Annotated in this window: 16 protein-coding genes; 7 read left to right on the top strand and 9 right to left on the bottom strand. The window is 55.9% G+C overall.

Going from position 1 to position 18,402, the window contains the following annotated elements; translation table 11 throughout:
- Positions 1 to 36 precede the first annotated feature (36 nt).
- Together Q1B21_RS14210 and Q1B21_RS14205 are read right to left on the bottom strand one after the other, a co-directional pair.
- Positions 37 to 396 carry a hypothetical protein gene (locus Q1B21_RS14210; protein ID WP_298935124.1) on the bottom strand — a complete coding sequence of 120 codons (360 nt, stop codon included), beginning with the start codon at positions 394 to 396 and terminating at the stop codon, positions 37 to 39.
- An 11-nt stretch (positions 397 to 407) separates the two neighbouring features.
- Positions 408 to 1,169, bottom strand: coding sequence for a DUF6478 family protein (locus tag Q1B21_RS14205; protein WP_299890302.1), 762 nt, complete (start codon positions 1,167 to 1,169; stop codon positions 408 to 410).
- A gap of 248 nt (positions 1,170 to 1,417) precedes the next feature.
- Between Q1B21_RS14205 and Q1B21_RS14200 the strand changes: the two genes are divergently transcribed.
- From Q1B21_RS14200 to Q1B21_RS14185, 4 genes are read left to right on the top strand one after another with little or no spacing between them, the layout of a single operon-like run.
- Entirely contained in the window at positions 1,418 to 4,528 is a 3,111-nt protein-coding gene (locus tag Q1B21_RS14200) for an ABC transporter transmembrane domain-containing protein (protein WP_299890300.1), read from the top strand.
- Entirely contained in the window at positions 4,518 to 5,414 is an 897-nt protein-coding gene (locus tag Q1B21_RS14195) for a CPBP family intramembrane glutamic endopeptidase (RefSeq protein WP_299890298.1), read from the top strand. Before Q1B21_RS14200 ends, Q1B21_RS14195 begins: the two co-directional genes overlap by 11 nt.
- 59 nt (positions 5,415 to 5,473) lie before the next feature.
- On the top strand, positions 5,474 to 6,406 hold the full coding sequence (gene accD / locus Q1B21_RS14190) for an acetyl-CoA carboxylase, carboxyltransferase subunit beta (protein ID WP_299890296.1): 933 nt from the start codon (positions 5,474 to 5,476) through the stop codon (positions 6,404 to 6,406).
- Positions 6,403 to 7,677, top strand: a complete 1,275-nt coding sequence (locus Q1B21_RS14185; RefSeq protein WP_299890294.1) for a folylpolyglutamate synthase/dihydrofolate synthase family protein — start codon at positions 6,403 to 6,405, stop codon at positions 7,675 to 7,677. Before accD ends, Q1B21_RS14185 begins: the two co-directional genes overlap by 4 nt.
- A gap of 56 nt (positions 7,678 to 7,733) precedes the next feature.
- Here Q1B21_RS14185 and zapE read toward each other — a convergent pair whose 3' ends face one another.
- The gene (zapE, locus tag Q1B21_RS14180; RefSeq protein ID WP_299080384.1) at positions 7,734 to 8,792 is read right to left on the bottom strand and encodes a cell division protein ZapE; all 1,059 of its coding nucleotides are present in this window, start codon (positions 8,790 to 8,792) and stop codon (positions 7,734 to 7,736) included.
- A 149-nt stretch (positions 8,793 to 8,941) separates the two neighbouring features.
- On the opposite strand from zapE, the gene Q1B21_RS14175 reads away from it, so the two are divergent.
- Complete coding sequence (locus tag Q1B21_RS14175) at positions 8,942 to 10,180, top strand: MFS transporter (protein ID WP_299890292.1); 1,239 nt, start codon at positions 8,942 to 8,944, stop codon at positions 10,178 to 10,180.
- Positions 10,181 to 10,194: 14 nt separating this feature from the next.
- Here the strand turns inward: Q1B21_RS14175 and mtnA are convergent, their stop codons facing one another.
- From mtnA to Q1B21_RS14150, 5 genes are all read right to left on the bottom strand, one after another.
- Positions 10,195 to 11,289 carry an S-methyl-5-thioribose-1-phosphate isomerase gene (gene mtnA, locus Q1B21_RS14170; protein WP_299890290.1) on the bottom strand — a complete coding sequence of 365 codons (1,095 nt, stop codon included), beginning with the start codon at positions 11,287 to 11,289 and terminating at the stop codon, positions 10,195 to 10,197.
- 117 nt (positions 11,290 to 11,406) lie between these two features.
- Positions 11,407 to 11,862, bottom strand: a complete 456-nt coding sequence (locus tag Q1B21_RS14165) for a YaiI/YqxD family protein (RefSeq protein ID WP_299890288.1) — start codon at positions 11,860 to 11,862, stop codon at positions 11,407 to 11,409.
- Entirely contained in the window at positions 11,859 to 13,316 is a 1,458-nt protein-coding gene (gene sthA / locus Q1B21_RS14160) for a Si-specific NAD(P)(+) transhydrogenase (protein ID WP_299890286.1), read from the bottom strand. The genes Q1B21_RS14165 and sthA overlap by 4 nt, the downstream gene beginning before the upstream one ends.
- A gap of 3 nt (positions 13,317 to 13,319) precedes the next feature.
- Positions 13,320 to 14,153, bottom strand: coding sequence for an S-formylglutathione hydrolase (gene fghA / locus Q1B21_RS14155; protein ID WP_299890284.1), 834 nt, complete (start codon positions 14,151 to 14,153; stop codon positions 13,320 to 13,322).
- A 104-nt stretch (positions 14,154 to 14,257) separates the two neighbouring features.
- The gene (locus tag Q1B21_RS14150; RefSeq protein WP_299890282.1) at positions 14,258 to 15,187 is read right to left on the bottom strand and encodes an AEC family transporter; all 930 of its coding nucleotides are present in this window, start codon (positions 15,185 to 15,187) and stop codon (positions 14,258 to 14,260) included.
- A 201-nt stretch (positions 15,188 to 15,388) separates the two neighbouring features.
- Here Q1B21_RS14150 and Q1B21_RS14145 point away from each other — a divergent pair, with 201 nt between their 5' ends.
- Both Q1B21_RS14145 and phnY read left to right on the top strand, forming a co-directional pair.
- Positions 15,389 to 16,006, top strand: a complete 618-nt coding sequence (locus Q1B21_RS14145) for a TetR/AcrR family transcriptional regulator (protein WP_299080364.1) — start codon at positions 15,389 to 15,391, stop codon at positions 16,004 to 16,006.
- Between the two features lie 147 nt (positions 16,007 to 16,153).
- Complete coding sequence (gene phnY, locus Q1B21_RS14140; protein WP_299890279.1) at positions 16,154 to 17,599, top strand: phosphonoacetaldehyde dehydrogenase; 1,446 nt, start codon at positions 16,154 to 16,156, stop codon at positions 17,597 to 17,599.
- A 54-nt stretch (positions 17,600 to 17,653) separates the two neighbouring features.
- Here phnY and Q1B21_RS14135 read toward each other — a convergent pair whose 3' ends face one another.
- Complete coding sequence (locus Q1B21_RS14135; protein WP_299890277.1) at positions 17,654 to 18,355, bottom strand: GntR family transcriptional regulator; 702 nt, start codon at positions 18,353 to 18,355, stop codon at positions 17,654 to 17,656.
- Positions 18,356 to 18,402 lie beyond the last annotated feature (47 nt).

Below are 18,402 nucleotides of genomic sequence, written 5' to 3'. Positions count from 1 at the left end.
AATGCGCTAGATGACAGAAAAACCTAAACTTTCAGGTCAATTGGCGTCGTGGCAAATCCGCCTGAACGCCCGCTTCAACATGTCAAGCTCGGCGCGCAGCAACTCAACTTCTGCCCGTAGATCATCCGCGGCGGGTGATCCGGCGATTATTGTGAAGTCAGCCAGTTTTTGCGTGGTATCAATGTCCACAATGACAAAGCTATGCACCCCTTCGGACAGGGCGGTCACGGGTACGGGTACGTTCAGGTTCCAGCCGCCTTCGGCGGGGGACATTTCGACCCCACTTAGCGCAGCGCCTAAGTAACGAACCTCGATGCCTGGTTCGCTTTCGGCCTGAATGTGCCCTTGCCAGATGCCGTTTTCGAACTTGATGAGTGTCAATGTTGGCTGCGTCATGTTTGGGCGTCTCACAAATCGGCGCGATGATGGCGACAGAAGGTCAGGTCGCGCAGAACGATCCGGTTCATACGCGGGTTTTTAAAGATCAGGTCCATCCAGATTTTCTCGATCCGCCGTTCGTTCAAAGGCAGATGTGCCAGATCAAAGTCAATTGCGATGGACCGGCCGGACAGGTCCAGCTGCCTCAGTACCTGCTCAGAATTCGGCCCATGTTGGATATTGAGACGGGCGAAGACTTCGATGGCCTTTTCGCTGTCGATCAAAGAATCGACGCGCATCAGATGCTGACGGGTCAGGTCTTGGGCGGCGTCGGCCGGCAACTCGACTGACAGAGACAGGAACGAGCCTTCAAAGCTGAAGACCTCGAGTGCCAGGCTGAAAGGTGCAAGATCGCTTTCATGCCTGTTTCTGATCTGTCGTGCGGAAATCTCTGAATGACCGCAATCGTGAAACAGCGTGACCTGTCGATCAATCATTGACTTTCGTGGCGCTGATGCGACCCCTGGGCGGGCCAAGGGGCCGCGCCAAAGATCGGGTCGCCAGCTCCAGTCTGTTCCGATAGGCTTGGGAAACCGCTCGGACCCGATCTGCGGTCTGGCCAGCCGCCCATCTGCAATATGGATTATCCGGTCCAGATGCGTGCGTAGACTGCGCGCCTGATCGCGTTGGTGGCGCAGAAGTGATTGCGGTGCATCCGACGATTGTTGCGCAGCCTTGCGCCAGCGCCCCAAAACCTTGCGATGAATATAGAGATCCAGAATCCTGCCCATGGCCCCAACGTCCAAAGTTGCACCTCTTTAGTCAAAGACTTGGTGAGGGACAAACCCGGAATACCACTATCAGCAATCAATATTCATGACTAATGAATCGCGGTCACATAAGTTGTGCCCCGCATCGCAAGAAAGACGTTGTCCATTCTTGCAATAGGCAGGGCCAGTGCGTACCGTCTGTCACCTGACTAAAGTGGGTCACCCCCGGTACCGCCGCGTAGCAATTTCAATCAAGACAAGGTCAGGGTATGGAATCCACTCTGTTCGCGTTCATCTGGAAACATTCAAAGAAACAACAGCTTGTCCTGCTGTTTCTGACGATTTTGTCGTTCCCGTTTCTGTATGCTTCGCTGGAATTGCCAAAGCAGATCATCAACGATGCAATCGGTGCGCCCGGTGATACCGTGGCGATCTGGGGCTTTACGGTGACCCAGGTGCAGTACTTGTTGATACTCTGCGTTGCGTTTTTGGCGACGGTGATCGTCAGCGGCTTAATGAAGATGCGCATCAACACGATGAAAGGTGTTTTGGCCGAACGCATGCTGCGCCGCCTGCGATTCACACTGATCCACCGTGCAATGCGCTTTCCAAGATCCTATTTCGCGACTACCAGTCAGGGTGAGTTGGTATCAATGATCACGTCCGAGGCCGAACCGATGGGCGGTCTGATGGGCGATGCCATTGCTCAACCGGTGTTCCAGTTCGGGCAGATGATGACCATCGTCACATTTCTGTTCATGCAAAGTGTTTGGTTCGGTCTTGCCAGTATCGCCCTCATCCCTTTGCAGGCCTGGTTGATCCCGAAACTACAGCGCCAGATCAACCTGTTGAACAAGGATCGTATACAAGAGGTCCGGCATCTGAGTTCTGAGATCGGCGAAAGCGCGGCGGGGATCAGCGACCTGCGCACCAATGGCGGCTGGCGCTATCGTCTGGCGCAGTTCAGCCATCGCCTTGGAACCTTGTTCGAGATCCGGTTCAAAATCTACAACAAGAAATTCTTCATGAAGTTTCTTAACAACCTGATCACTCAGATGACACCGTTCCTGTTCTATTCGGTCGGCGGCTATCTGGCGATCACGGGTGAGGTAACCGTCGGGGCTCTGGTTGCTGCATTGGGCGCATACAAAGACCTGAGCGGCCCGTGGAAGGATTTGTTGACTTATTACAACCAGGTACAGGATATGTCGCTGCGCTGGGAAATCGTCACCGAACGCTTCGACCCGGAAAACATGGTTCCCGAAGAGCTTTTTGATGGCGAGCCTGAAACAATCCCACATCTGAATGGTGACGTCGAACTCAGGAACGTGACGGTGCGTGACAGTGATGGCAAAACCATATTGGAAGATCTGGACTTGGTCATTCCGAAGGGCGCGCGGGTGGCGATCCAGTCGACGCACGCCTCGGAACGCAACGCTTTAGGTCAATTGCTGACGCGTGAGGTTCTGCCGGTTCAGGGTGAGGTGATCATGGCCGGTCATAATTTGCGGGGGCTACATCAATCGGTGATCGCCGCGCGGATCGGGTACGCCTATTCACGGCCCTATCTGTTCGACGGGACATTGGGTGACAATCTGATGATGCCACTGCGCACCCATCCTCAGCACGAAGCGGACGCGGCAAAGGCCCCCACGCGCAGGCAGATCGAGGCAGTGCGGGCCGGCAACCCGCCGGATTCGTTGTCAGATGAATGGATTGATCCAGGATTGGCCGGGTTGGACGATATCGACGGGATTCGGGACTGGTGGTTCCAGCTGGTCGAAGCGATGGGCATTGATGAATTCATGTTCCGTCGCACGTTGCGGTCCCAATTCGACCCCGAGTTGCATCCCATTCTTGCGCGTGAAATCATTGCACTGCGCGAGATTGTGGCGGAACAATTGCGTGAAAAAGAACTGGATCGATATGTTTATCGCTTTGATCCGGAGCGGTTTAACCCAGCCGTGCCGTTGGGTGGCAATCTTCTGTTTGCGTCGCCGTCGCGAGATATCTCACCGGATATTCTGGCGGGCGATGGTCGGTTTCTTTCGATGCTCAGCGCGCATGATCTGGCCGACGAAGCCATGAGCATCTCAAACGCTGTGCTCGAGACATTGAACCAGACATTTGGTCGGGACGGCACCGACCATCCTTTGTTTTTGCGTCTCGGCATGTCGAAGGACATGTATCACCGATTGCTGGACATCGAAGACCGGCGCAAATCCAAAGGTCATGCGGACTTAACTGACGAAGAGCGGGCTCTGCTGTTGACAGTGCCCTTCCTGCTGACGGCCGAGCAGATCGGCTCTGATTTTCCGGACGAGTACAAGGACAAGATCTTATCGATCCGAAAGGGGCAGGCCAAACGGTTGCGCGGCGCGATGAACGGTATGTTTATCCCGGTGTCCCCGGACATCTATATCCCCCGCCTGTCGGTGATAGAAAACGCGATCTACGGGCGGATTTCGTTGATGGCCGGGGCCCATGCGGATGATATCGAAGATGTTGTTGCCCAAGCCATGAATGAGGCTGGCTTGCGCCGTCGGGCCGCGGCAATCATCTATGACCTGCCGTCGGGCTTGGGCGGAAACAACCTGCCAACAGTGTTTCAGGAACGCGTTGCATTTTCGCGCGCCGGGATAAAACGCCCGGATATCCTGATCCTCGACAAGGCTTTGGCCAGCCACGATTCCGAAAGCCGGTTGCGCACGCGACTGAAACTGCGAGAGTTGTTGCCCGACTCGATCATGATCTTCATGGAAGATCATTTTGCGCACCCCGAAGCCTATGATTTGTTTGTCGAAATCAAAGACGGTCGCATCGATGGCGTGTCGAGAACCAAGCTTGAGCACGAAGAAGGCGCATCCGCCGATCTTAGTCGAAAGCTGGAGGTTATTTCCGCGACCGAGCTGTTCTCGGGTCTTGATGGTCGAAATCAACGTTTGTTGGCCTTCTCCGCGCAATGGTACGAAGCGGCTGCGGGACAGGTCATATTCTCGCGGGGCCAAGGGCCGGACGCTGCCTATTTGTGCATCTCAGGGCAGGCGAGATTGGACTGGTCCGACGATGATGGCCAAAAAAGACCAATTTCCATCATCGAGCCGGGAAGGCTGATCGGGGACCTGTCCATCATTACCGGTGAAGCCCGACAGTTGGATCTGGTAGCCGTCAATCAGTGTTTGTTCTTGCGGATTGGCGCAGAAGAATTACGTGCAGTGATTGAAAGCGATGCTTCGGTCGCCATGCAGCTGCTGCAGACTGTGGCCGGATATCTGACCACATTGTCCGACAGGATCAACGCGGCCCAAACTCCATCGGATGTTTTCCCGGAAGTTTCGCAAGCGATTGTGGCAGAAGGCACGGGTGGACATGCTGAGTAACCCACCCTTGGCATACTCTGCCCATGAACATCTGGTAAAGGATGCGCGTTCTCGGCCCGAATTGTGGCGCCTGATTTTAGGCCTGGGGTTGATCGGTGTTTTGGTTACGGCGCTGAACCTGGGATTGTTCGCGGTGGTCGCGGGGGTGGCCCCGCATGATTGGACCATAGAGTTTTTACAAGGTGCCTCGCCATTAGCCATGCTTATTCTGCTAGGCAGTTTTGGGTTTATCACCTTCGGCGTTGCCGTTGTAGCAAAACGGCTTCAGCACAGGTCTCTGCATTCGATATTAGGCCAGTATCAACTGGGTTTGCGTCAGTTCTGGCGGGTTTTGGGCGCGCTGACTGTTCTGGGCGTGATTGTGGCCGTACTTCCGCCGTATGGCGTAGGAGAGCCATTGGTTCGGAACTTGGATGTTTCCAGATGGCTGGTTCTGTTGCCGTTTTCGGTGGTGGCTGTGCTGATTCAAACCAGTGCCGAAGAAGTTTTGTTTCGCGGCTATATCCAGCAATCCCTGGCCGCCAGATTTCGGTCACCGATCATCTGGATGGGACTGCCAGCTGTTTTGTTCGCCGCCGGTCACTATGCGCCCGCTGTGGCCGGAGACAACGCCATGCTGATTGCGGTGTGGTCTTGTATTTTTGGTCTTCTGGCCTCGGACCTGACAGCCAGATCTGGAACGCTTGGCCCAGCAATAGCACTGCATTTCTTCAACAACATCATCGCACTTGTGCTTATTTCATTGCCTGACAACCTCAGTGGTTTGTCACTGTTCCTGTTGCCCTATGATATGTCGGACACAGGAATGCTGCGGCAGTGGCTATACGTGGATTTCGTGATGATGTTTGTTTGCTGGCTGGCAGCGAGACTTGCCATCATGCGTTGATTGCAATTCCTGCCGTAGCGTCTTATTTGACGTCAACGCCGCATCAGCAAGGTTCCGACATGAACTGGATCACAAACTACGTCCGCCCCCGGATCAACTCGATCTTCTCGCGCCGCGAAGTGCCCGAAAATCTTTGGCAAAAGTGCGATGAATGCGGAACAATGCTGTTTCATCGCGAGTTGGCCGATAATCAGAATGTCTGCACACAGTGCGATCATCACATGGCAATCACGCCGCGCGACCGGTTCAGCCATCTGTTTGACGGCGGTATTTTTACCGATGTCGACGTTCCCGCGCCCAAAGACGACCCGCTGCAGTTCCGCGATCAGAAGAAATATCCTGATCGTATGAAAGCGGCCCAGAAGAAAACTGGCGAGAAAGAGGCGATGCTGGTCGCCAAGGGTGAGATCGGGCGCACGCCAATCGTGGCCGCCGCGCAGGATTTTTCCTTTATGGGCGGTTCAATGGGAATGTATGTCGGAAACGCCATCATTGCCGCTGCGCAAGAGGCGGTGAAACTGCGTCGCCCGTTGATCCTGTTTTCTGCGGCGGGTGGTGCACGTATGCAGGAAGGTATCCTCAGCCTGATGCAGATGCCGCGTACAACCGTCGCGGTTGAGATGCTGAAAGAGGCAAACCTGCCTTACATCGTTGTGCTGACTCATCCGACCACGGGCGGCGTCACAGCCTCTTACGCAATGTTGGGGGATGTTCATATCTCGGAACCAAACGCCTTGATCTGCTTTGCCGGACCGCGCGTGATCGAGCAGACCATTCGGGAAAAGCTGCCCGAAGGGTTCCAGCGGGCCGAATACCTTTTGGACCATGGCATGCTCGACCGGGTAACCAAACGGACTGAGATGCGGGACGAGCTGATCACCATCATCCGCATGTTGATGGACCTTCCGCCTGCGGTTAAAGGTGATCTTCCAGCGCCGGAACCCGCAGAACCGGCTGAGGAAACCCCGGCCGAGGACGCAGACAAAGAATGACGGCGCCCAAGTCCGACCTGATCCTTGACCGGATGATGGCGCTGCACCCAAAGATCATCGACCTGACTCTGGATCGAGTGTGGCGCCTGCTGGCTGCGCTGGGTAATCCGCAAACCAACCTGCCGCCAGTGATCCACATCGCGGGAACCAATGGCAAAGGCTCGACGCAGGCAATGATCCGGGCTGGTCTGGAAGGCGCTGGCCTGAGCGCCCATGCTTATACCTCGCCACATCTCGCCCGCTTTCACGAGCGCATTCGTTTGGCCGGAGATCTGATTTCCGAAGACGACCTGACCGCGGTTCTGGATGAATGCTATGCGGCCAATGGCGGTGAAAACATCACCTATTTTGAGATCACGACCTGTGCTGCTTTGCTGGCCTTTGCACGATCACAAGCGGACTACACGCTGCTTGAAGTCGGGCTTGGTGGTCGTCTCGACGCGACCAATGTCATCGAACGGCCCGCTGTGACTGTCATCACACCGGTTTCGATCGATCATGAGCAATTCCTTGGTGATACCTTGGGCAAAATCGCGGCAGAAAAGGCCGGCATCATCAAGCCGGGCGTGCCTTGCATCGTCGGCCCGCAACAGGACGAAGCGCTGGAAGTGATTGAATACACGGCGGCCCGACTTGGCGCTCAGCTGTTCGTTCATGATCAGCATTGGCTCGTGCACGAAGAAAACGGGCGTTTGGTTTATCAGGACGAGACTGGTTTGCGGGATGTGCCTCTGCCCAACTTATTGGGCGCCCATCAGATTCAAAACGCAGGTGCGGCGCTGGCTGTATTGCGACATCTGAAAATGGGCGATGCTGCTTACGAAGCGGCTGTAACCAAGGCCGAATGGCCCGCCCGCATGCAGCGCCTAAAAGCCGGGCCGCTGGTGGAATTGGCTCCAGAGGCTGAGTTGTGGCTGGATGGTGGTCACAACGCAGCCGCTGGCATCGCTGTGGCGGATGTGCTGGCCAAACTGCCCGAACGCCCAACCCATATGATTTGTGGGATGCTCAACACCAAGGATGTGACCGGTTATCTTGCCCCGTTGGCCGAACAGGCCCAAAGCCTGACCGCCGTTTCAATCCCGGGCGAGACGAATACCCTAAGTGCCCATGCTACGGCGGCGGCGGCCGCCAAGGTCAACCTTCCAGCGACCACTGCGGACAGCGTGGCTGACGCGCTGAAAGCAATTGTCGCGCTGGATTCGCAGGCGCGCGTATTGATTTGTGGGTCGCTCTATCTTGCCGGCAATGTCTTGCGTGAAAACGGCTAAACTTCATCTTGCGACAAATATCTGCGGGCCCACCTATGGCGGCGAGGGCAGAGTCCCTATTTCCCCCAGCCCTGATCCTGCATTTCCCGCAAGCGCGAGGCGGTTCTTTCAAATTCAAACGTTCCTTCGCCTTCGACATAGAGCATTTCTGGCTCGGCGGCGGCGGAACAGATCAGGCGAACTTTCCCTTCGTAAAGCGCATCAATCAGTGTGACGAACCGTTTGGCCTCGTTAAAATTGTTGCGGGATAGTCGTGGGATATCCTCGAGGACCAGAACCTTCACCTCTTCAGCGATGGCGAGGTAATCGGCTGGCCCCAGCATACGTCCGCACAGATCATAGAACGAGGCGCGTGCCACTCCGTTGCGGAACTGGGGCAATTCAACGGCACGCCCCTTGACCTGCAGCACCAGCGGATCAGCTGGACCACCCGCAAGATCCGTCCACACACTACGAATACTCTGACGCGCCTCTGGGCCGATCGGAGTAAAATAGACCGGCGCACCTTCCAGCCGATTCTGTCGATAATCGGTGGGTGACACCAGTTCCCAAACCTGAAGTTGTTCCTTGATATGAGCAATGAATGGCAGGAACAGTTGTCGGTTCAGGCCGTCCTTGTACAAGCCGTCCGGATGGCGGTTTGACGTTGTGACTATCACCACGCCGCCCTTGTGCAACATATCGAACAAGCGCCCAACAATCATCGCATCGGTGATATCGGTGATTTGCATTTCATCAAAAGCCAGCAAACGCACGGATTTCACGACGTCCTGCGCCACGGGTCCCAAAGCGTCTTCGACCCCGTCCTGTCGTGCCTTGTGCATTCCGGCGTGGATTTCCTGCATAAACGCATGGAAATGAACGCGTCTTGCCGGAATGTCTGTCAAATTGTCGACGAACATATCCATCAACATGGATTTTCCACGCCCAACACCGCCCCACAGATACAATCCTTCGGGTGCAGGCGGAGCCTTGCGAAAGAGACTGCGTTTGACCGGTTCGGCCAATGCTTTTCGAATGCGCTCGAAATGCGGCAGAACGGCCTCCTGCGCATCATCTCGGGTCAATGATCCGTCGGCGATGCGGGCCTCATAAAGCGAAATCAGATCCGTCATAGGTCTGAGCCTTAGCGTTGGACTTGCCACTTGAAAAGCAGCCAAATCTCCCAAGGCATCAAATTTGCTTATCCGTGACCGCAAATCTGCTGATTTGACGCCTTCACCAAAACCAGTAACTTCCGTCATACGAATGCCCCGAGGATCAAATGCCGCAATCCGTTCGCCTGATGAATCCAATCCTGATTGTCGCCTGCATCATCATCACGGTGAACTTTGCTGTGCGTGGCTCATTCGGCGTGTTCCAGATCCCGATAGCGGAGGAATTCGGCTGGCTGCGTACCGATTTCTCGATGGCCATCGCGATTCAGAACCTGGCTTGGGGGATTGGACAGCCGATCTTTGCGGCAATCGCTGAAAAGGTGGGCGATCGCCGCTCGATCGTTCTGGGCGCGTTGGTCTATGCCGCAGGGATGGTGCTTTCGGCGTGGTCCGTTACGCCGTTTGAACACCAGATGTACGCCTGGCTTGTCGGATTTGGTATCGCCGGGACCGGGTTTGGCGTGGTTCTGGCCGTGGTGGGCCGGGCATCGTCTGACGAAAACCGGTCCATGTCGCTTGCCATTGTCACCGCAGCCGGCAGCTTTGGTCAGGTTCTCGGTGCTCCGATTGCGGAATGGTTGCTGACATTCCTGCCTTGGCAACAAGTCTTCATTGTCTTTGCAATTGCGGTTTTGGCACTCGTCCTGACACTGCCGTTCATGCGTGCACCGCAGCCTGTCAGCAAGGCCGAGCTGGAAGAAAGCATGGCCCAGATTTTGGGCAAAGCAATTCGTGACCCGTCCTATGCGTTGATCTTCGTGGGGTTTTTCAGTTGCGGGTATCAGCTAGGCTTTATCACCGCGCATTTTCCTGCCTTCGTGACCGAGATGTGTGGTCCGATCCAACCGGGGGGCGTTCTGCATTCGATCGGTATCACCTCGACATCCGCGTTGGGTGCCGTCTCGATCTCATTGATTGGATTGGCCAATATTGGCGGCACTTTACTGGCAGGTTGGGCAGGAAATCATTTCCCAAAGAAGTACCTGCTGGCGGCCGTCTACACCGGGCGCACAATTGCGGCGGCGTTGTTCATCGTGTTTCCGATTACACCACTTTCGGTGATTGCTTTCTCGCTGGTCATGGGGTCGCTCTGGTTGGCAACCGTTCCTCTGACATCTGGCCTGGTCGCGCATCTCTACGGTCTGCGTTACATGGGAACACTTTACGGCATTATCTTCTTCAGCCATCAGGTTGGCAGTTTTTTGGGCGTCTGGTTGGGTGGCCGCATGTATGACCAATATGGCGACTACACCACGGTTTGGTGGATCGGTGTAGCCATCGGTGCGTTCAGTGCGATCGTTCACCTGCCAATCCGCGAGAACCGCGGCGCAACGGTGCCGGCCTAAACCGTCAGCGTTGGTTAACCCGCCCGGTCGGGAAACAGCGCGGACAGTCCCTCTGCCGAGGCGTCGCACACGCCGCGTTCGGTAATTAGGCCCGTAACAAGCCGGTTCGGGGTGACATCAAAGGCAGGATTGCCGCCCTCGGTCCTGTCTGGCGCAACGCGCACATCTTCGACAGTTCCCTGATCGTCAACGCCCATCACATGAGTCACCTCGCGCTGATCGCGTTCCTCGATCGGGATTTCGGCCACGCCGTCCCGTACGGTCCAGTCGATTGTTGGCGATGGTAGGGCGACGTAAAACGGTACCCCGTTGTCGTGGGCCGCAAGTGCTTTCAGATATGTGCCGATTTTGTTGCACACATCCCCTTGCGCTGTGGTTCTGTCGGTGCCGGTGATTACCGCATCGACTTGCCCGTGCTGCATCAGATGCCCTCCCGCATTGTCCACGATATATCGATGCGGAATGCCGTGCTCGCCCAGTTCCCATGAGGTCAGCGCCCCCTGATTGCGGGGCCGAGTTTCATCGACCCAGATGTGGACTGGAATACCTGCCTCATGCGCGTGATACATAGGGCTGGTTGCTGTACCCCAGTCCACCGTTGCGAGCCAGCCCGCGTTGCAGTGGGTCAGCAGGCGGACTGGTTCGCCCTTGGGTTTGCGCGCTGCAATCTCCTTGATCAGCTCTAAACCGTGCCGGCCAATCGATGCATTGATCTCGACATCTTCATCAGCGATGTGCTGCGCCAGGGTCCAGGCCTGATCGGCACGGTCACTGATGGCCAGAGGCATCAGTGCCGCGCGGCACCTGTCCAGCGCCCATCGGAGGTTGATGGCTGTGGGTCGCGTGGCGTGCAGGACGTCGTAAGCGGCGTCAAACGCGGCGTCCGAGCTGTCTCGCGACATTTGTTCGGCGATTCCGAAGGCAGCGGTCGCACCGATCAACGGCGCGCCCCTGACCCACATGTCGCGGATTGCCGTCGCGAATTCGTCGAGGGATTTCAGGGTCACAATTCGAAACTGATGCGGTAGCCATCGCTGGTCGATAATCCGAACCTCACCAGCCGTTTTGTCCCACCAGATCGACCGATAGTGATCGTTTTTCACCTTCATAGTCTACGCTCCGTGCTCAAACCCGCTGTGTTGTCCTGGGCGAGTGTTGAGGTTGCTGCGATCAGACGCAAGCGAAAGCCGCCAGCAATTCCGGTATTTGGCGATTTTGCAGGGTCGCTACTGGTGCTGCGAGGCTCGCAATTCCCTTTCCAATGCGTCTAGAAAGCGGGACCGGTCAACCTTGCCAAAGGGTTTTCCGCCGCCGCCAGCACCCAGCGGATTGGCTGCGCGCAGGTCGGCCATAAGATCCCGCATCGCCAGCTGCTGGCCAATATTCGCCTGTGTGAACGCCTCACCATTCGGGCGCAGGACACGCGCGCCGGATTCAACACATTTTGCTGCCAGAGGGATGTCTGATGTGACCACTACATCACCTGTGCCGCAGCGGTCCGCGATCCATTTATCTGCCTCATCTGCGCCTTCCGCGACAATTACGACTCGTACCAACGGATTGGCCGAAGGACGCAGCCCACCGTTTGAGACCAGCGCAATTGGCACTTTGTGCCTTGTGGCCACCCGCTCGGCCTCGGCCTTTACGGGACAGGCATCTCCGTCGATGTAGAGCGTGGTCACGCTTTCTTGGCCTCTTTCTTGGCGGGTTCTTCGGCTTTCTTGCGCACCTTGAATTCTTCGGGGATCGGCATGCGATTGAACGCGTCTAGGCCGGCGATCTTATAGGCTTCTGCGAGGGTCGGATAGTTGAACGTGTTCTGCACGAAGTAATCCACAGTGCCTTTCAGGTTCAACACCGCCTGCGCAATATGGATCAGCTCGGTCGCGCCCTCACCCACGATCTGCACACCCAGAACCCGTCGGGTTTTCAATGAGAACAGCATTTTCAACATGCCATGTTCCAACCCCATGATATGCCCGCGCGAGGTTTCGCGAAATCGTGCCACGCCGACTTCGTAGGGGATGCCACGTTCCTGCAGTTCTTCTTCGGACATACCGCAGGTGGAAATTTCAGGCACCGAATAAATCCCATAGGGGTACCATGGGCTTTCCGGCAATGTCGGGGTGTCCAGCGCATGGCAAGCCGCCACACGACCTTGCTGCAATGATGTTGACGCAAGCGACGGGTGCCCGATCACATCACCGGTTGCATAGATATGCGGCACCGTTGTCTGATAGGTTTTGCGGTCCACACTGATGCGGTTGCGGTGATCGGTTTCCAGCCCAACGGAATCCAGATTGAGAGCTGACGTAGCCCCCATGCGCCCGGCTGCAAACAGCAGCATTTCGCCCCGAACGTGCCGCCCATTGTCCAATGTGACTTCAACATGGCTGCCAGCGTCTTCAATCTTTTCGACGGCCGATCCCAATCGCAGATCTACGCCGTTTTCGCGGATTTGGTGGGTGAAATCATGGATCAACCGGCTATCGATAAAATCGAGGAAGGTATCACGTGGTTCGATCAACGTTACCCGCACATCTAAGGCAGAGAACATGGTAGCATATTCAACGCCGATCACCCCGGCTCCGATCACCACGAGAGAGCGGGGGATTTCAGCCATTTCCAGAAAAGTGTCGCCGTCGACGATAGTCTTGCCGTTGAAGGGCACGTAATCCGGCCGATAGGTCTTTGTACCGGTCGCGATCAGAAACTTGGCCGCTGTCAGGCGCGTTGATTCACCGGCGTCTGTTGCCACCTCGACCTCGTGCGGTCCAATGAATTTAGCAAAGCCATTCAGTGTTTCGACATGGTTTCGATTGAATTGATGTTCTAACACGTCGACCTCGTGGTCGAGTGTCATATGCAGCCTGGCCTTCAGATCTTCGGCGCGGATTTGATCTTTGACCCGGTAAGAACGGCCATAAAAACTGCGCTCGCGCCAACCCGACAGGTTCAGGACAGTTTCGCGAAGTGTTTTGGACGGGATCGTGCCCGTGTGGACGGAAACGCCCCCCAACCGATCCTGACGATCAATGACCAGAACACGCCGTTGCAGCTTGCCGGCCTGAATTGCCGCGGCTCGCCCCGAAGGGCCGGAGCCGATGATGATCAGGTCATAGTCATACTCGCTCATCCCTTAGTCTCCGTATAGCGCCTCGGCATGGAAGGTGACGTGGTCTTCCATGAACGTGGACACAAAGAAATACGAGTGATCGTAGCCGGGTTGCAGACGATAGATCGCTTGCTGGCGACGTTCGGCAATGGCGTTGGCGAGCGCTTCGGGACGCAACAGATCGATAAACTGGTCATTGGCCCCTGTGTCGATCAGGACCGGGCCGTCAAAACCGGTCTGTTTCATCATCACCGACGCGTCGTGTTTGGCCCAAAGTGCTTCATCCCCACCCAGGTAGGCGCTTAGCTGCTTGCGCCCCCAATCAGCGCCGGTGGGGTTGGAAATCGGCGCAAAGGCCGAGACCGAGCGGAACCGTCCTGGCAGGTTCATGGCCAGCGTCAGCGCTCCGTGCCCGCCCATGGAATGCCCGGTGATTGCCTGACGATCGCTGTCTATCGCAAAGTTTTCGACCAGTAATGCGGGCAGTTCTTCGGCAACATAATCCCACATGTTGAAATGTGGGGCCCAGGGTCTCTGAGTTGCGTTGACATAGAATCCGGCACCCTGACCCAGGTCATAATCGTCGTGATCAGCAACACCGTCGCCGCGCGGCGATGTGTCTGGAAAGACAACGGCGATACCTTGCTCGGCCGCCCAGGCCTGCGCCCCAGCTTTGGTCATGGCGTTTTCATGGGTGCAAGTTAGGCCCGACAGATACCAAAGGATTGGAACCGGCCCATCCTTGGCCTCGACTGGCAGAAACAGACCAAAGGTCATGTCGCACTGGCAGGCAGCTGAGGCATGGCGGTATACGCCTTGCACGCCACCGAAACAGGCATTTTCCGATAGGGTTTCCATCAGGCATCGTCCTTACATTAGTGTCGCGATATGGCTAACGATCCAACGTCCTCGCGTAAAGTCCGCGCGTCTTGGGCGGCGGGCTTTTTTCGCAATGGTGCCGATCAGGGTGTTCCAACCCAAGCGATAACCAGCGGAATTGTCAAAATACTGGCGATGGTCGACAACAATATCGCTGCCGATGCACGGTGTGGTGCGATCCCGTAATGCGCCGCCAGCATGTATACATTGCCTGCAACAGGCAACGCAGCCGCTGCGATGGCAACCGCTGCCGGGAAGGGATCGATAGGGATCAACCAGATCAAAACAACAGCAACGCAGGCCGGATGGATGACCAGTTTGCAAAAGCTAAGCCAGGCAGCGACTTGGACCCGTTCCGCTGACTTTCCGGCAAGCGAGGCACCGATCGCGAACAATGCGCCGGGCGTCGCAGCGCCACCAAGGATAGTCAGGAAGTTATTCAGAGGTGTCGGGACGGGCACCTGAAATGCAGACCAGATGAGGCCTGCGGAAATAGATACTATCATCGGGTTTTTTAGCAGGCCCAACCCGATCAGTCGAAACGTGGCAGGTGTCAGCTTTCCATCCTGGCCTCCATTGATAAGGATGACGATAAGCGACGAAAAGACCACCAGATCCACTGTTAACACCAGCATGACGGGCCCTATCGCAGCCTCGGTAAACAGCAGCGCCAGCATGGGCAGGCCTAGAAAGCCGACATTTCCAATCGCCGCACATTGCGCCTCGACCGCAGCGGTGGGTATGTCGAGACCCCGCATCCAGGCCACGAAGGTTGCCAAGGTGTAAACCGCAGCGGTCCCGATCAGGTACCCCAGCATCAATCGGCCATTGAATATCTCGGCAAATGGTAGCGTGGAAGCAAAGCGAAACAGCATCGCCGAGAGAGCAAAATAGAAAACGAATTTTGTGAGATATGCTGTGGCTTCTGCGGTAAAAAACCGGGTTCGCCCGGCCCAATATCCCAGGCCGATGATCGCAAAGAAAGGAAGTGTGCGTAAAAAGATATCGACCATGCGAAACGTCCTAACACGGATTGTGCTTGGCGCAACCGCCGCGGATCGGATGTGCCATATATTTGGTGGGCTTAGTGCAAAGGTGCAATTGGGCCACCAAAATAATGAACTCTGCGTGAGCCGCCCGAATTTCGCCGAGAATCCTTGTGTCTGAACTGATCGGTTTATAAACTCAATCCATTCGAAATCTGAGGAGATGACATGACCCAGACCGCCGCCATCCTGCGCACCGGCCGAAAATTCGACCAGGTTCTGCGCGGGGCCCGAGAGGTTTTCATGGCGGATGGGTTTGAAGGCGCAAGCGTGGATGACATCGCGCGTGCGGCGGGAGTCTCCAAAGCGACGCTCTACAGTTATTTCCCCGACAAACGCTTGTTGTTCATGGAAGTAGCGCAAACCGAATGCAGCCGCATGGCGGATCGGGTCATCTCGATGATCGACGAAACCAAACCCGCGCGTGAGGTTTTGTCGATCGCTGCGACGCAATTGACCAGTTTTCTTGTGTCCGATTTTGCCCAGCAGGTGTTTCGTATCTGCGTCGCCGAGCGCGACAGATTCCCGGAATTGGGACGAGCGTTTTATGAGGCGGGTCCTCAGAACGGCCAGCGCCAGATGGCAGAGTATCTGGAAAAGGCCGTGGCCAAGGGCGAATTGGCGGTCGAGGATGTTCATATTGCGGCGGAACAATTCTCGGAGCTTTGCAAAGTGCGGATTTGGACACGCGCAGCCTTTGGAATCCAGAACAGCTTTACCGAAGCTGAGATAGGTGAGGTCGCGTTGCAGGCGGTCGACATGTTCATGGCGCGCTACGGGGTTTGACTATAGTGGGTAGCGCGCATTGGCTCGGGTAGCAATTTTCTTGTTGAAAAGCACGGCCATCTGATCATTTTTGTCCCGGCACACAGAGCCGATAAACGCTTTCGATCTCGAACAGCCGTTGGTCTTACAGATGAGGACATACGCGCAATGACGGCCGAAATTCGTAACGAAGGTATGCGCATTGGCGGAAAGGTTGTTTTCACCGAAGACACCATTCCTGTTCACTATCCCTATACTAACGAAGTGATTGGCACAGTTCCCGCGGGCAAGGCTGAACATGCACGACAGGCGTTTGAAATTGCTGCCAACTACACGTCTGGTCTGACCCGGTTCGAACGCAGCCAGATATTGCAGCGGACAGCCGAACTGATCGGAGAGAGGCGCGCGTATCTGGCCAAGTGGCTGACGTTAGAGCTGGGCATCTGCCACCAACATGCCATCTATGAGACAAAGCGCGCGGAAGATGTTTTTCAGTTTGCCGCGTCGCAAGCGCTTGTTGACGATGGCCAGGTTTATTCCTGCGACCTGACCCAAAACGGCAAGGCCCGAAAGATCTTTACCAAACGCGAACCGGTTAAGGCCATCAGCGCCATTACCCCCTTCAATCACCCATTGAACATGGTTAGCCACAAGATTGCGCCGTCGATTGCCACGAACAATTGTATGGTCTGCAAGCCCACCGAGTTGACGCCTCTGACGGCGCTGGCACTGGCCGATATCCTATACGAGGCGGGCTTGCCGCCCGAGATGTTCCAGGTGGTTACTGGTTGGCCAGATGACATTGGTGACGAGATGATTACGAACGATTACATCGATATCATCACTTTCACTGGTGGTGTTCCTATCGGTAAACTGATCGCTTCCAAAGCCGGTTACAAGCGTCAGGCCTTAGAGTTGGGCGGAAACGATCCATTGATCGTATTAAACGATCTTGATGACGCTGACTTGGATAGGGCGGCAACCATCGCCGTGGCAGGGGCGACGGGGAATTCAGGTCAACGCTGTACCGCGATCAAACGTATTTTGGTTCAGGAAAGTGTCGCTGACAGGTTTGCGCCGATGGTTTTGGAGAAAGCCAAAGCCATCCGTTTTGGCAATCCACAAGACCCGGAAACTCAGCTGGGATGTGTGATCCACGCCGAAGCTGCCGCGTTGTTCGATAAGCGCGTGACTGATGCGGCCGCGCGGGGGGCTGAAATACTGTACCATCCGGGTCGACAGGGCGCGCTGTTGCCCCCGGTTGTTGTCGATAAAGTTCCTCATGACAGTGAGTTGGTGATGGAAGAGACCTTTGGTCCGGTAATTCCGATTGTCCGCGTCCCCGACGATGATCAGGCGGTGATGGCGATTTCAAACGGGACGGCATTTGGCTTGTCATCCGGCGTTTGTACCAACGACCTGAACCGCGCGATTGCTTTTATCAATGGTCTCGACGTCGGCACCTGCAACATCTGGGAACAACCCGGATACCGCACCGAGATGTCTCCGTTCGGCGGCATCAAGGACAGCGGCAATGGTGTCAAGGAAGGCGTCATAGAGGCGATGAAGTTCTTCACCAACGTTAAATGCTACTCACTTCCCTGGCCAGAGTAAGGTTACGGGTCCGGCCAGATCAAATGCCGTGAGGTTGATGCCGCTTCGACAAAATCAATACGTTGTCCGCATCCGATATCCCTGGTGAAAGGTCATGCGCACAAATGTCACGGGATCGTTTCGGAACCATGTTGTGCGTTCCAACTGGAACAAAGGCGTTCCTGAGGGGACCGACAAAAAATCTTGCAGCTGCCCTTCGGCGGGAACAGCGGAAAATGAGATTTCCGCGTTTGAAAAGGGCACTTCGGCCAACAACCATTCATTTGGGCCAACGGTCAGAAAATCCTCATCCACCACATGTGGGACCGCACCGACGTTGATCCAGCGTTCTTCGAACTGAAACGGGCGGTTGTCGGCGTGATGCATGCATTGCAGACGCAGCACCTTTGTCCCTTCGGGGATTCCAAGCTTTGCCTGCAACCAGGCCGGGCAGTCAATCAGCGTCCGGCTCACAAGAGCGTAACGGTATTGCGCGTTCATGTCTTCGACGGTTTGACGCACAACAGTGATGGGCAACTTGGCCTGTTTCACTGGCGTCGTAACAACCCGTGTCCCGCCTTTGCGTTTGCGGGTCACAATACCTTGTTCAGCCAGTTCGCGTAGCGCCCGGTTTACGGTTGCCCTGGCACAACCAAACTCGGCGGCCAGTTCTAACTCGGTCGGAAGCAGGCTGCCTTGCGGCCACACCCGTGTCTGGATGCGCTCGATGACTTCGTCACGGATACCCTGGAATCCGATACTCTTTGGCTCTGTCACGTGTGGCTCTTGCTTATAATAGTAGACATATTATCAATATGTCGGGA

Origin of the sequence: uncultured Ruegeria sp., assembly GCF_947504215.1 — a bacterium.
Lineage (GTDB): Bacteria > Pseudomonadota > Alphaproteobacteria > Rhodobacterales > Rhodobacteraceae > Ruegeria.
This window is presented reverse-complemented; position numbering and strand designations above follow the sequence as displayed.

Bases quoted from the DNA above. Each gene is read 5' to 3' on its own strand.
- fghA (WP_299890284.1), bottom strand. From the start codon at position 14,153: ATGGAAACCCTATCGGAAAATGCCTGTTTCGGTGGCGTGCAAGGCGTA.
- Q1B21_RS14200 (WP_299890300.1), top strand. From the start codon at position 1,418: ATGGAATCCACTCTGTTCGCGTTCATCTGGAAACATTCAAAGAAACAA.
- Q1B21_RS14185 (WP_299890294.1), top strand. From the start codon at position 6,403: ATGACGGCGCCCAAGTCCGACCTGATCCTTGACCGGATGATGGCGCTG.
- Q1B21_RS14205 (WP_299890302.1), bottom strand. From the start codon at position 1,169: ATGGGCAGGATTCTGGATCTCTATATTCATCGCAAGGTTTTGGGGCGC.
- zapE (WP_299080384.1), bottom strand. From the start codon at position 8,792: ATGACGGATCTGATTTCGCTTTATGAGGCCCGCATCGCCGACGGATCA.
- Q1B21_RS14150 (WP_299890282.1), bottom strand. From the start codon at position 15,187: ATGGTCGATATCTTTTTACGCACACTTCCTTTCTTTGCGATCATCGGC.
- Q1B21_RS14210 (WP_298935124.1), bottom strand. From the start codon at position 396: ATGACGCAGCCAACATTGACACTCATCAAGTTCGAAAACGGCATCTGG.
- mtnA (WP_299890290.1), bottom strand. From the start codon at position 11,289: ATGAAGGTGAAAAACGATCACTATCGGTCGATCTGGTGGGACAAAACG.
- sthA (WP_299890286.1), bottom strand. From the start codon at position 13,316: ATGAGCGAGTATGACTATGACCTGATCATCATCGGCTCCGGCCCTTCG.
- Q1B21_RS14145 (WP_299080364.1), top strand. From the start codon at position 15,389: ATGACCCAGACCGCCGCCATCCTGCGCACCGGCCGAAAATTCGACCAG.
- Q1B21_RS14175 (WP_299890292.1), top strand. From the start codon at position 8,942: ATGCCGCAATCCGTTCGCCTGATGAATCCAATCCTGATTGTCGCCTGC.
- accD (WP_299890296.1), top strand. From the start codon at position 5,474: ATGAACTGGATCACAAACTACGTCCGCCCCCGGATCAACTCGATCTTC.
- Q1B21_RS14195 (WP_299890298.1), top strand. From the start codon at position 4,518: ATGCTGAGTAACCCACCCTTGGCATACTCTGCCCATGAACATCTGGTA.
- phnY (WP_299890279.1), top strand. From the start codon at position 16,154: ATGACGGCCGAAATTCGTAACGAAGGTATGCGCATTGGCGGAAAGGTT.